We start from the raw sequence: 13,157 nt of genomic DNA, 5'->3' as shown, positions 1-13,157 counted from the left end.
TAAAAATGGTGATGAATTACATTTCGTATGAGGAGGAGAAACATGAACCGCGAAGAATTAATTGCACCAGAAAAGTATAATCTTGTATCAGAAGTAGAAAGGTTTGCAAAAGACCCAAAAAGAATAGCACTAAAATGGGAAAATGAAGCAGGGCAAACAAGAGAAATTACATATGAAGATTTAATAAAAAAGGTTAATCAAGCGGGAAATGTCTTCACACAGAATGGTTTGAAAAAAGGGGATGTAGTCCTCGTAATAATCCCAAGACTTATAGAAGCCTATATCGTATACTTGGCTGCTTTAAAAGCTGGTCTGGTTGTAATTCCAAGTTCAGAAATGCTTAGAGAGAAAGACCTTCAATATCGAATTACACATGGGGATGTTAAAGCAGTAGTCAGTTATTACCCGTATGTGGAGCAATTTGATCATATTACTGGCCAGCAGACATTAATAAAGGTTTCAGTAGGAAACAAGCAGGAAGGCTGGATTTTTTTAGAAAAGGAAATGAAAGACGCATCGCAAACTTTTGAGTTTGCAGAGACAAATCGTGAAGATATGGCATTTTTATCCTATACATCAGGAACAACCGGTAATCCGAAAGGGGTTGTTCATACACATGGGTGGGCATTTGCGCATTTAAAAACTGCAGCACCCAAGTGGCTTTGTATCGAAGAAGGTGATACAGTCTGGGCAACGGCAGCTCCTGGCTGGCAAAAGTGGATATGGAGTCCATTTTTATCCGTGCTTGGTTCAGGTGGAACAGGGTTAGTGTATAATGGAAAATTTGAGGCACAAAAGTATCTAAGTCTTTTAGAAAAATACTCTGTAAATGTCCTTTGTTGTACACCAACAGAGTACCGGATAATGGCTAAGGTAGAAAACCTAGATGATTACCATTTACCAAATCTGCATAGTGCTGTTTCCGCTGGAGAACCACTTAATCGAGAGGTTATAGATACTTTCAAAAGACAGTTTAATGTGGATGTCCGTGACGGATATGGACAAACGGAAAACACCTTGTTGGTTGGTATAACGAAAGAGATGGAGTTAAAACCTGGGTCAATGGGGAAACCAACTCCAGGCAACCGAGTAGAAATTATTAATGAAGAAGGTGAAATCTGCGCTGTCGGAGAAGTTGGAGACATTGCTGTACATGTAACAACACCAGCGCTGTTTAAAAATTATTATAAGGATCCAGAAAGAACAGCCATGCAATTCCGTGGGGATTATTATATAACAGGGGATAAAGCAAAAAGGGATGAAGAGGGATATTTTTGGTTTGAAGGACGCGGTGATGATATTATAATCAGCTCTGGCTATACCATAGGACCATTTGAAGTGGAGGATGCACTTGTAAAACATCCACTTGTTAAAGAATGTGCGGTAGTGGCGAGCCCTGATGAAATTCGCGGGTTTATTGTAAAAGCTTTTGTTGTCTTAAAAGAGGATGTGGACGCAAATGACCCCGAATTAACAAAGAACCTTCAAGAGCATGTAAAAACACTTACTGCACCTTATAAATACCCAAGAAAAATCGAATATTTATCTGAACTCCCAAAAACCACATCAGGGAAAATTCGACGAATCGAACTCAGACAGCAAGAACTGCAATCTATCAAACAATAGTACTGAAAAAAGGCTGTCCATTTTAGACAGCCTTTTAGTATTAGCTGTGTTAAAGCTGAATTTAATTTTTGCACCCTGTTGATTTGTGCGGAAGGCACGAAGACTCCTGCAGGAGTACGGAGCAGGTGAGACCCCACAGGCGCTAGCGCCGAGGAGGCTCACCGCAACGCCTGCGGAAAGCGAAGTGCCTCGGGACAGGCAGAGACCGCCTGTCCCTGCGATGATTATTCTAAGAAGCATTCCTTAGTGGAGCGCAAATCAACAGGCCACTCAAACACAGCTTAGCAACTATAGAAAAGTTCTTTTAACCTTTTCCCAGAAAGAATTATCCTTTAGCTTCAGAGTTTTAATTTTTTTCTCACTAAGCCTAATTTGTATTTTATCCACATGACGAATGCTTAACGCCTCATTGTCTAATCCCATGGTAGGGTGCTCATTGCCTTCCGATATAATTTTAAGAGTCAAGGAGCGATTTCCTCCAACCACAAAGGGTGCACCTAATGTACGATACTTGTTGTTATTAATAGACGCAACCTCACTCACCTGCATGCACGGAATTAAGGGGTCAACAACAGCACCATTAACAGATTTATTGTAAGCTGTACTTCCTGTTGGGGTGGCAACAATTAATCCATCTCCACGGAAGGTTTCAAAATGTAAGTTATCAATAAATACATCTAATTCAAGAGTTCGAATGATGGAAGAACGAATACTAAACTCATTAAGGCATGGAAATATCCCTTGTCCGTCGACCATCACTTCAATAATGGGATATCGCCTTACCTTTAAATCTTCATTCGTAACAGCCTCAACCTTAGAAACTGCTTCAACCATTTTCGAAGAATCATTAATTTTGAAATCACAATACATACTTAAACTATCCTTCGTTGTGATACCACAATAAAGTACGTCATCACGAAAACCGGTCTTCCGAACCGCTTGAAGGAAAGTACCATCATCGCCGATGCTCGCAATTATATTAGCCTCACGATGGTCATTTACAATGGTTAAACCGTATTGCTTTGCAGAATCATCCAAATTACCGACTTTCCCCAGCATTTCCTTACTTAAATGATGATAAAAATAAATATTACGTCTATGTCCCATCGTAACCTCCAAAATCTAATCCTTAATTTTGTAAAAAAATTCCCATAAACCATTTTATTTTTGATAAACTTAGGTAGTCTGCTTTAATTTTAGCATTATTTTGAAAGAATATTAAATTATGTAATGACAATTAATAAGATTTAAAGGAGGATCTCAATATGAATGGAAAACGATGGGCCGCCCTTGGAATTGCGGCCGCATTATTTTTTGTATCCGTCGTTATTAACTTTTTATCTGCATTTGCTTTTAAGGGAGTTGAGACGGATTTAAGTGAGCTTTTTGCTGCAGCCGAGCTGCCTTATACGGAGGAAATTGTACAAGAAGGAAATGAAATGAAAAAGATTGCTGTCCTCGACGTGAATGGCGTCATACAAGATACAAATAGTGCAGAATCCTTTTTTCAAGCCGCCGGGTACAACCATCAAGGGTTTATGAAAAAATTAGAATACATAAAAGATGATGATACCGTTAAAGGAATTATTATCAAAGTCAACTCTCCCGGGGGCGGCGTAGTGGAAAGTGCCGAAATTCATGATAAATTAGTTGAAATTCAGAAGGAGACAAAGAAACCTGTCTATGTTTCAATGGGATCTATGGCTGCTTCTGGAGGATATTATATTTCAGCTGGAGCTAAAAAGATTTTTGCTAGTAAAGAAACACTTACAGGTTCTTTGGGTGTTATCATGCAGGGAATTAATTATGAAGGATTAGCTGATAAATATGGCGTAGATTTTGTGACAATTAAAAGTGGACAATATAAAGACATCATGAGTCCAACCCGTCAAATGACAGAAGAAGAACGGCAAATTCTTCAAAAAATGATCGACAATTCCTATGAGGGGTTTGTTAAGGTTATTTCTGAGGGAAGAAATATGACAGCCGATCAGGTAAAAAAGATTGCTGATGGAAGAATTTACGATGGAAGACAAGCCAAAGAACTGAATTTAATAGATGAGTTTGGCTATCTTGAGGATGTAATACAACAGATGAAGGCAGATGAGAAGCTCAAAGACGCTAAGGTTGTCCGTTACACCGACGCTCTTGGTTTCAGTTCACTATTAAATTTAAAGGTTCAGAAATTCATCGGTACCGAAAATGAGATGGCTGGACTAATGGAAATTTTATCAAGACCTAATTCTCCACGTCTAATGTACTTATATGCAGAGTAGGGGGAAAGCAGATGGACTATGAAAATCAAGACGAATTTGCAAAGTCAGAAATAATTCAAGAACCGGATTCTGGCTCCATTCGATTTGCTGGTTTTTGGATGCGGTTTTGGGCATACTTGCTGGATTTAATTGTGATAGGCAGTATAGAAAGATTAATAATTAACCCTTTATTTCGATTTTTAGAAATCCCATTAGTTGAATTTAATATGTTTGCACCAATTTCAATCGCTTCAGCAATCATATTTTATTTATATTTTGTGTTAATGACAAAATACTTTAATCAGACTCTTGGAAAAATGGTATTTGGTTTAAAAGTAATTGATTTGAAGAGTGAAAAATTATCTTGGGGAACAATCCTTTTTCGCGAATGGATTGGCCGATTTATCTCAGCAACAATTGTTGTAGGCTATATTGTCATTGCTTTTTTACCGAAGAAACAAGGTATTCACGATTTATTTACAGACACTTCTGTTATCCATATTGAACGATAATGTTTGACCCGCTAACAATTGATAGCGGGTTTATTTTTGTCTCATAAGGTGATACTAATAGGCGGAAAGGGTGTGAAAAAATTGGTTTGGCTGGTTATAGCTCTCATTCTTATCCTATTATTCATTATACTAATCATCTTTTCGAAACTTACAATTCGTCTTAATTATTTTCATCATAATGACAATGATGAATTGAAAATACAGTTTAGGATCTGGTTCGGCTTAATTCGATACACAATGAATGTACCCCTTATTAAAATTGATGATAACTCACCAAGTATTGTCATGAAGGAAAATACACAAATGGGGGACTCAAGTGAAAAACAGTCTCCGACAAAGGAAGAGCAAATTACGAAAGATGGATTTATGTCAAATTTATCCAATGCAAAAGAAATCATGCAGCATGTTGTTAATATGAATGTCATCATAAGCAAATTTATTAAAAGAATAGTAATAAAACATTTTGAATGGCATTCTTTAGTGGGTGTAGGTGATGCTGCACATACAGGGATCATCACTGGAGCACTTTGGACATTAAAAGGGAGCATTATAGGGATGCTTAGTCACTTTTTGAGACTGAAAGAAATGCCAGTACTATCCATTACACCCCATTTCCAATTAGCGATTATCCAAACTCATGTCACATGTATTTTTCAGTTTCGTATCGGGTATGCTATTTTAGCAGGATTAAAACTAATTAAATTTTGGAAGGGCGGACGCCCTAATCTCAAAATGGATACTGCCTATTCGAAGGAAAAAACTAAAACCGTGTAAAAGAGGAGGAAACAGCTATGTCTGAACATCCAATTCAAGGTTTAATGACGACTGCTATGGAAAGTTTAAAAGAAATGATTGATGTTAATACCATTATAGGTGATCCTGTAGAAACTCCTGATGGAAGTGTAATTCTTACAGTCTCCAAAGTAGGCTTTGGATTTGCCGCTGGAGGAAGCGAATTTAAACTAGAAGGGTCACAGTCAAAAGGAGAAGGAGAAGGGAAAGGTCAGCCTAAGCTTCCATTTGGCGGAGGTAGCGGTGGCGGAGTCTCAATAACTCCAATTGCTTTCTTAATTGTGAACTCAAAAGGTGTAAAAATGCTTCACCTTGACGAAAGTACTCACCTATATGAGAAAATTTTAGAATTAGCACCTCAAGCAGTAGATAAGATTCAACAAATGTTCTCGAAAAAAAATGAGCAGCAAGGCAATCAGCAGGGATCCCAGCAAGGTTCACAGCAATCCAAGCAAAATGAAGCTGCTAAGCAAGAATTTGATATATAGGATAAAAGAAGTTAATCTCTGCCATTAAAGGGGGAGGTTAACTTTTTTCATGAAGTGAAAGCTTAAATCATTGCAAAAAGAATACTGAAAAGATATATTTACACTGTACATAGTTGTAATGAAGGCAGTTTTGCTTTTGTTCGAACGAAAAAGGAGGATGTTTAAATGGCAAACGTAACTTTTAAGGGGAATCCAGTAACATTGTTAGGCAACGAGGTGAAGGTAGGAGACAAGGCTCCTAATTTCAGCGTGTTAGCGAATGATTTAACACCTGTAACCTTAGAAAATACAAAAGGTCAGGTACGATTAATCAGTGCAGTTCCTTCTTTAGATACTGGCGTGTGTGATGCAGAAACTCGTCGCTTTAATGAAGAAGCAAATAGTTTAGGAGATGTTAAAATCCTAACAATTAGCGTAGACCTTCCATTTGCACAAAAACGCTGGTGTGGGGCAAACGGCATTGAAAATGTACAAACATTATCTGACCACCGTGATCTTTCTTTTGGAGAAGCATACGGTGTTGCAATTCAAGAGTTAAGATTATTAACTCGAGCAGTTTTTGTTGTAGATTCAACTGATACTGTTACTTATGTAGAATATGTAAGTGAGGCAACAAATCATCCGAACTATGAAGCAGCACTTGAAGCAGCTAGAAATGCAAAGTAATTATTAACGGCGATTACGGCCTCGTCTATGGATGAGGTCTTTTCTTTATTTGGGAGGTGTTAGCATGAAAATTGCTCCAGTCGAACAACTTTTCACATTATTTAATGAAACAGCTCTTGTTTTACAGGAAGAACTATCATGTACATATTTAGAGGCATTAGCCGAAACAGGCGAAAATTTATTTCACGGATCTATTCTTCAGGATGAAGTAAGTGAGATTACAGAAAAAAGACTTAATAAACAATATAATGAAATTAATTTAGACGATTTTTCAAAGGAAGAAATTCGTAAAGCCTACCAGCTCGTCATCTTAAAAGGGATGAAAGAGAATGTTCAGCCTAATCATCAGATGACACCTGACAGTGTAGGTATGTTGATTAGTTATTTAGTGGACAAGTTTATGACACAATCCTCTTTTCGAATATTAGATCCTGCAATTGGAACGGGAAATTTATTAACAACCGTTCTTAACCAATTGCAAAAAAATGTCCAATCAATTGGTATAGATATAGATGACTTGTTAATTAAACTTGCCTATGTGAATGCAAATTTACAAGAACATCCGATTGAGCTTTTCAATCAGGATAGTCTGGAACCTTTATTTATTGATCCGGTCGACGCCGTAATAGCTGACTTGCCGGTTGGATATTACCCTAATGATGTCCGCGCGTTAGATTATAAATTAAAAGCGGACGAAGGGCACTCCTATGCTCATCACTTATTCATGGAGCAAAGTGTTCGCCACACCAAACCGGGTGGATACTTATTTTTTATCATCCCGAATGGTCTTTTTGAAAGTGATCAAGCACATCAGCTTCGTGACTTCTTTAAAGAAGAGGTCATTATTCAAGGGCTTCTCCAACTGCCAGTAAGTATGTTTAAAAATAAAAATGCAGCCAAAAGTATCTTAATTCTGCAAAAGAAGGGCGAAGGAATAGCAGCACCGCAACAAGCTTTACTTGTCAATTTACCAAACTTATCTAATGCTGTTGAAATGGATAATATGTTAAAGAAAATTGAGAAATGGTTTTTAGATAATAAGCGATAAAACCGGGGATATTAACGGTTTTATCGCTTTTTTATTGGTTAAGAACAATTAGAATAATGTGAATAAATTTTCATTTTGAGGGTAACCGCTTCCATCCAATTTACTCCTTGAAATGTAAATTATACAGTGATTAAATGAGGTGACGATAGCAATAAACGATGTCGGTTTGTGCAAAATAACCTTGTACGGAAAATGGACCTTCCCGGCCGATGTTGTTTTATAAAAGGAGCGGTAAACCAAATGTCTAAAATTATTGCCATTAATGCAGGTAGTTCTTCATTAAAATTTCAATTATTTGAAATGCCAAATGAAGATGTTATTACGAAAGGAATCATTGAGAGAATCGGATTAAATGATTCTATCTTTACCATTTCTGTTAACGGTGAAAAAGTCACCGAAACCATTGATATTCCTGACCATGAAGTCGGGGTGAAAATGCTGCTTGATAAGCTTACCACTTTAGGTATCATTCAATCATTAAATGAGATTGAAGGAATTGGTCACCGAGTTGTTCACGGCGGAGAAGAGTTTAGCGATTCAGCTCTTATTACGGAAGAAGTGCTTAAGAAAATTGAAGATTTATCGGAGTTAGCTCCATTGCATAACCCTGCCAACGTAACTGGAATTAAAGCTTTTCAAGCTGTACTTCCTAACGTCCCAGCAGTAGCTGTTTTTGATACGGCTTTTCATCAAACGATGCCAGAAAGTTCATATTTATACAGCCTTCCATACGAATATTATGAGAAATATGGTATTCGAAAATATGGCTTCCACGGAACAAGCCATAAATATGTTTCACAGCGTGCAGCTGAACTTTTAGGCCGCCCAGTAGAGCAGCTTCGCCTTCTTTCCTGCCATTTAGGTAATGGAGCTAGTATTGCTGCCATTGAGGGCGGAAAATCAATCGACACATCAATGGGCTTTACACCTCTTGCGGGGGTTACAATGGGAACACGTTCAGGTAACATTGACCCAGCTCTTATTCCGTTTATCATGGAAAAAACAAATAAAACGGCTGAAGAGGTTCTCGATGTCCTAAATAAAAAGAGTGGAATGCTAGGTGTTTCTGGTTTCTCTAGTGACTTAAGAGATATCGAAATTGAAGCGCGTAAAGGAAATGAACGAGCACAGCTTGCATTGGACGTTTTTGCCAACCGAATCCATAAATACATTGGGTCCTATGCTTCACGTATGTATGGTGTAGACGCCATCATTTTTACAGCTGGTATCGGTGAAAACAGTGATGTTGTACGGGAACAGGTATTAAAGGGTCTAGAATTTATGGGCGTTTATTGGGATCCGGCATTAAATAAAATCAGAGGTGAGGAAAGATTCATAAACTATCCTCATTCACCAGTAAAAGTAATCGTTATTCCTACAAATGAAGAAGTAATGATTGCACGTGACGTTGTTCGTTTAGCACAATAATTCTTGAAAAAAGGCAGACTGTCGTAGAGATGGTTTGCCTTTTCACATTTTTTAACTATATTTCTTTGTGATATACTGAAAAGTAATAGATGAAGTAGGGAGGAATTGCCTTTGCCATTAACTGAACGGGAAACAGAGGTATTGAACGAAATTAGGGAATGGGAAAAACAATTATATAACTACGAGGCAAATGATTTACAGCTTACGTACGAAAAATATTTAGAGCGCTCTTTCTCTTTATTACCTGAAAAAGTTCAAAGTCAATTTTTTTCAGTTATTGATAGCTGGTTGTTCCATTTGCATGGTTTAATTCAGGGCACACAAATACAGATGGACGCAAAGGAAAGAATCCTATCTTCAGGCCGTGTTTTTAATAAGGATTTGCATCAAATTGAGGATTTAACAAAACTGGACATCGATCAATTAAAGTACATAGCTATGCAGCAAATTGCAAGGCACCGATTATACTCTTTTGCACAGGGAGGCTTAGCTGGAACAGGCGGGCCGCTGCTATTGGGTACAGACATACCAGCGATGGCGGTAATTAATTTAAGAGCGGTCCAATTAATTGCCATGACATATGGTTTCGAGGTGAATACACCATACGAGATGATGAGTTCTTTAAAAGTCTTTCATACTGCTACCTTACCTGCCCGACTACAAAAAGAGGGATGGGCGGTTTTAATGAACGAAATGAATTCAAGCCGTGATCATTATTTTTATGAAGGCACTGAAGAACTTACAGACGTAACTTGGCTGGAACAGCCCATTCAACAATTATTAAAAGCAATGGTTATTACGTTGTTCCGCAAAAGGCTCATTCAAGGAATTCCGCTGGTTAGTATGGCTATCGGTGCAGGGACTAATTATCAATTAACAAGAAAAGTTACAGAATTCGCCCATAACTATTATCAATTGCGCTATCTTAATCAGAAAGAGGAAATCTAAGATGAGTACAACGGAACATAAACAAGAAGCTCCAAAGACTATTAATTGTAAAGTAATCACTGTGAGCGATACGAGGAATAAGGATACAGATAAGAGTGGCAAGCTGATGATAGAATTGCTGGAACAAGCCGGGCACGCCGTTGTTGACTATTGTATTGTCAAAGATGAAGCATCGCCTATTAAAGAGGCTATCTTACAAGGATGTGGACGCGAAGATATAGATGTCATCCTAACAAATGGAGGAACAGGAATAGCAAAGCGCGATGTCACGATTGAAAGTGTTCAAAGTTTACTAGATAAAGAAATTGTAGGATTTGGGGAATTATTCAGGATGTTAAGCTATCAAGAGGATATTGGCTCGGCAGCTATTCTGTCACGAGCGATTGCCGGTGTAGTAAAGAATAAAGGTGTTTTTTCCACCCCAGGCTCTACTGGAGCTGTAAAATTAGCAATGAATAAATTAATCCTGCCTGAATTAGGTCATGTGGTTAGGGAAATTAAAAAGGATCTTTAAAGGTAAGCAGAGCTCCCGCTTAATAGGGAGCTCTTTTTATTGGTGCATTTTTTCAGATACAGTTTGATTTGCCCGATACCACAGCCATAAATCATTAATAATAGATGCTAGTTCGGCAATTTCGCTGTTTAATTCACATGAGGTTTTAAAGTTACTTTCATCAGAAAGTTGAGCTTGCTTTTGATTTATACTCAATTCAAGTTCAGCAATTCGATCTGGAATGGAACCTCGAATTTGTTCCCAATGAAACAGGATAGCCTGCTGCGTTTCCTCACTATATTGTGCCCATTCTAGTTCTAGATTGGGGATCGAAATGCCAAGCCGATGATCGAAGCAAAAATATTCTTTCATGTGATAGCCTCCAAGACGAGTTATTCTTTTATTTTACACCACATCCTGATAGCATTCACGAGTTTATTTTTGAGTACGGACGATGAGGACATCACATGAGGAGTAACGAGTAATATGTTCAGAAACACTGCCAATTAAAAACCTTTCAACTGCATTCATACCAGTTGCACCGCAGACAATTAAATCAATGCCATGTTTTTTCGCCATTTCTTTCGGTATTTTTACTTTTGGAGAGCCATATTCAATTTCATAGTGAACTTGTGTAACTCCTTGATCAATGGCTTGGTTTTGATATTTCTCCAGCATATCAATCGCAAGCTTGTTTGCGCGTTCGGCGATATCTGGGTCATATGCATCAATTAACAGAAATGACCTTGTGTCGATTACATGTGCTAATAACAGTTTTGCGTTATTTCTTTTCGCAATTTCAATCGATTTTTCTAGTGCCCATTCTGATTCCTTTGAACCATCAATGGCAACTAAAATATGGCCATATCTTTCTCCCATGGTAATCCCTCCTTACTTAAATTATACATTATTTTCTAGGGATAAGATGTTTCAATTTTTCGAAAAATAATGGAGGTAAATATCCATCGAAGGGAGATTAAAATAATGTTAAAAAAAGATGGCAGTAAGTCTTTTACGTTTGAATTTAATGAACATGGAGCCAATGAGGTAAGTGAACAAATAATGGATTCCTACAATAGTGGCTTTATTGGTCAGGATTTCGAAGTGGCTAGCGAGGCTTCAGCACAAAGCACATCAGAATAGGCACTTATAGGACTCGCCAACAGGCGGGTTTTCCTATGTGTATACGTCTATTAAATTTCTTTTGACGGGGCATTTACCCAAGAATCTCATTTTAAGGCTGCATATTCTTTTAATGTGTAAGTAATAAAAATGAGGAGGAACAAAAATGCAAGAAATGACTAATTATATGGCGACAGTTGATCCTAACGATCAAAGGTTTGGATTTGGATTCGGCAGACCAGGATTTGGTTTTGGTGGCTTTGGCCGCCGCCGTTTTGGGTTTCCATTTGGATTCTTAGGAGGATTAGCACTAGGTGCAGCATTAAGTCCAAGACCATACTATTATCCGTACCCATACCCATACCCATACCCATACCCATATCCTTATTACGGGTATCCGTACTACCCTTGGTATTAAATATAGCGAACTAATGAAAAGAGCTTTGCTTGTGCAGAGCTCTTAATAATGGACTCCTAAAAAGCGTAAATTATAAAAAAGTTTGGGAATTCTACATTTTTTTGGTAAAATGAAGGTGTTTTCAAAGTAATGTATTTATTGGGGGTAAATAGATGCAAATCGGCATACCTAAAGAAATAAAAAATAATGAAAATCGTGTTGCGATGACACCAGCAGGAGTTTTCAACCTGTTGAAATTTGGGCACGAAGTTTATATTGAAAAAGGAGCAGGACAAGGTTCTGGTTTCACAGATGACGATTATATTTCTGCCGGTGCAAAAATCGTAGAAACTGCATCTGAGGCATGGTCAATGGAAATGGTAATGAAGGTAAAAGAACCTCTGCCAAGTGAGTACCAATATTTCCGTGAAGGATTAATTCTTTTTACATATTTACATTTAGCTCCAGAGCCTGAATTAACAAAGGCTTTAATCGATAACAAGGTAGTGGGTATAGCCTATGAAACGGTGCAGCTTCCCAATAGGTCTTTGCCTTTATTAACGCCAATGAGTGAAGTAGCTGGAAGAATGGCTGCGCAAATTGGAGCACAATTTTTAGAAAGAGTTCACGGAGGAAAGGGCATTTTGCTCTCTGGGGTACCTGGTGTACAAAGAGGGAGTGTTACGATTATCGGGGGCGGCGTAGCAGGGACAAATGCTGCGAAAATGGCAATTGGACTTGGAGCCAAAGTTACAATTATTGATTTGAACCCAGACCGACTTCGTCAATTAGATGATATTTTCGGTTCCGATGTTACAACGCTTATATCAAACCCTTATAATATTGCTGAAGCTGTGAAAAGTTCTGACGTTGTAATCGGTGCTGTACTAATTCCAGGTGCAAAAGCTCCCAAGCTAGTAACAGAAGAAATGATTCAATCCATGAGCCCAGGAAGTGTAGTCGTTGATATAGCCATTGACCAAGGCGGCGTTTTTGAAACTACCGACCGGATAACGACTCATGATAACCCAACATATATTAAACATGGTGTGGTTCATTATGCTGTTGCTAATATGCCTGGAGCGGTGCCAAGGACTTCAACTATCGCTCTAACAAACGTGACAGTACCCTATGCCATCCAAATTGCCAACAAGGGTTTCAAGCAGGCATGCCAAAAAAATGAGGCATTGCTAAAAGGAATAAATACACTGGGCGGCTTCGTAACATACGAAGCAGTGGCAGAAGCACATGGTCTGCAATACTCAGATACCAGAACATTACTGGGTCAGATGAAATAAAATCCGAAGAGGAAGAGATGGATTCTCTTCCTAATTTTTTATGTATAAAATAAAGCCAGCTTCATATCGAAGCTGGCAGTTAAA

General features: G+C 38.1%; 16 protein-coding genes. 13 read left to right on the top strand and 3 right to left on the bottom strand.

The features are described from left to right. Positions 1–42 precede the first annotated feature (42 nt). A complete protein-coding gene (gene mbcS / locus QNH29_RS24010) occupies positions 43–1,626 on the top strand; it encodes an acyl-CoA synthetase MbcS (protein WP_283861803.1) in 1,584 nt (527 codons plus the stop codon). A 288-nt stretch (positions 1,627–1,914) separates the two neighbouring features. Here the strand turns inward: mbcS and QNH29_RS24005 are convergent, their stop codons facing one another. After that, positions 1,915–2,733 (bottom strand): NAD kinase, encoded by an 819-nt coding sequence (locus QNH29_RS24005; RefSeq protein WP_283861802.1) that lies wholly within the window; start codon positions 2,731–2,733, stop codon positions 1,915–1,917. Positions 2,734–2,891: 158 nt separating this feature from the next. On the opposite strand from QNH29_RS24005, the gene sppA reads away from it, so the two are divergent. The 9 genes from sppA (at position 2,892) to QNH29_RS23960 (ending at position 10,277) form a co-directional block, all read left to right on the top strand. Then, positions 2,892–3,902: a signal peptide peptidase SppA gene (gene sppA / locus QNH29_RS24000; protein ID WP_283861801.1), complete on the top strand. Its 1,011-nt coding sequence runs from the start codon at positions 2,892–2,894 to the stop codon at positions 3,900–3,902. Positions 3,903–3,913: 11 nt separating this feature from the next. Continuing rightward, on the top strand, positions 3,914–4,393 hold the full coding sequence (locus tag QNH29_RS23995) for an RDD family protein (protein ID WP_481858753.1): 480 nt from the start codon (positions 3,914–3,916) through the stop codon (positions 4,391–4,393). Between the two features lie 72 nt (positions 4,394–4,465). Continuing rightward, entirely contained in the window at positions 4,466–5,167 is a 702-nt protein-coding gene (locus tag QNH29_RS23990; RefSeq protein ID WP_283861800.1) for a DUF2953 domain-containing protein, read from the top strand. A gap of 17 nt (positions 5,168–5,184) precedes the next feature. Beyond that, entirely contained in the window at positions 5,185–5,673 is a 489-nt protein-coding gene (gene ytfJ, locus QNH29_RS23985; RefSeq protein ID WP_283861799.1) for a GerW family sporulation protein, read from the top strand. A 165-nt stretch (positions 5,674–5,838) separates the two neighbouring features. Next, on the top strand, positions 5,839–6,339 hold the full coding sequence (tpx, locus tag QNH29_RS23980; protein ID WP_283861798.1) for a thiol peroxidase: 501 nt from the start codon (positions 5,839–5,841) through the stop codon (positions 6,337–6,339). Between the two features lie 64 nt (positions 6,340–6,403). Next, positions 6,404–7,387, top strand: a complete 984-nt coding sequence (locus QNH29_RS23975; RefSeq protein WP_283861797.1) for a class I SAM-dependent methyltransferase — start codon at positions 6,404–6,406, stop codon at positions 7,385–7,387. Between the two features lie 240 nt (positions 7,388–7,627). Next, positions 7,628–8,815: an acetate kinase gene (locus QNH29_RS23970; RefSeq protein WP_283861796.1), complete on the top strand. Its 1,188-nt coding sequence runs from the start codon at positions 7,628–7,630 to the stop codon at positions 8,813–8,815. Between the two features lie 111 nt (positions 8,816–8,926). Continuing rightward, on the top strand, positions 8,927–9,763 hold the full coding sequence (locus QNH29_RS23965; RefSeq protein WP_283861795.1) for an EcsC family protein: 837 nt from the start codon (positions 8,927–8,929) through the stop codon (positions 9,761–9,763). 1 nt (position 9,764) lies between these two features. Then, positions 9,765–10,277, top strand: a complete 513-nt coding sequence (locus QNH29_RS23960; protein WP_283861794.1) for a MogA/MoaB family molybdenum cofactor biosynthesis protein — start codon at positions 9,765–9,767, stop codon at positions 10,275–10,277. A 36-nt stretch (positions 10,278–10,313) separates the two neighbouring features. Here the strand turns inward: QNH29_RS23960 and QNH29_RS23955 are convergent, their stop codons facing one another. Both QNH29_RS23955 and QNH29_RS23950 read right to left on the bottom strand, forming a co-directional pair. After that, complete coding sequence (locus QNH29_RS23955; protein ID WP_283861793.1) at positions 10,314–10,628, bottom strand: hypothetical protein; 315 nt, start codon at positions 10,626–10,628, stop codon at positions 10,314–10,316. 63 nt (positions 10,629–10,691) lie between these two features. Then, on the bottom strand, positions 10,692–11,135 hold the full coding sequence (locus tag QNH29_RS23950) for a universal stress protein (protein ID WP_283861792.1): 444 nt from the start codon (positions 11,133–11,135) through the stop codon (positions 10,692–10,694). Positions 11,136–11,204: 69 nt separating this feature from the next. Between QNH29_RS23950 and QNH29_RS23945 the strand changes: the two genes are divergently transcribed. The 3 genes from QNH29_RS23945 (at position 11,205) to ald (ending at position 13,073) form a co-directional block, all read left to right on the top strand. After that, entirely contained in the window at positions 11,205–11,399 is a 195-nt protein-coding gene (locus QNH29_RS23945; protein ID WP_283861791.1) for a hypothetical protein, read from the top strand. 145 nt (positions 11,400–11,544) lie between these two features. Further along, complete coding sequence (locus QNH29_RS23940) at positions 11,545–11,796, top strand: hypothetical protein (protein ID WP_283861790.1); 252 nt, start codon at positions 11,545–11,547, stop codon at positions 11,794–11,796. Between the two features lie 152 nt (positions 11,797–11,948). Next, a complete protein-coding gene (gene ald / locus QNH29_RS23935; protein WP_283861789.1) occupies positions 11,949–13,073 on the top strand; it encodes an alanine dehydrogenase in 1,125 nt (374 codons plus the stop codon). Positions 13,074–13,157: the final 84 nt, after the last annotated feature.

Source organism: Neobacillus sp. DY30 (assembly GCF_030123065.1).
GTDB lineage: Bacteria > Bacillota > Bacilli > Bacillales > Cytobacillaceae > Neobacillus.
This window is presented reverse-complemented; position numbering and strand designations above follow the sequence as displayed.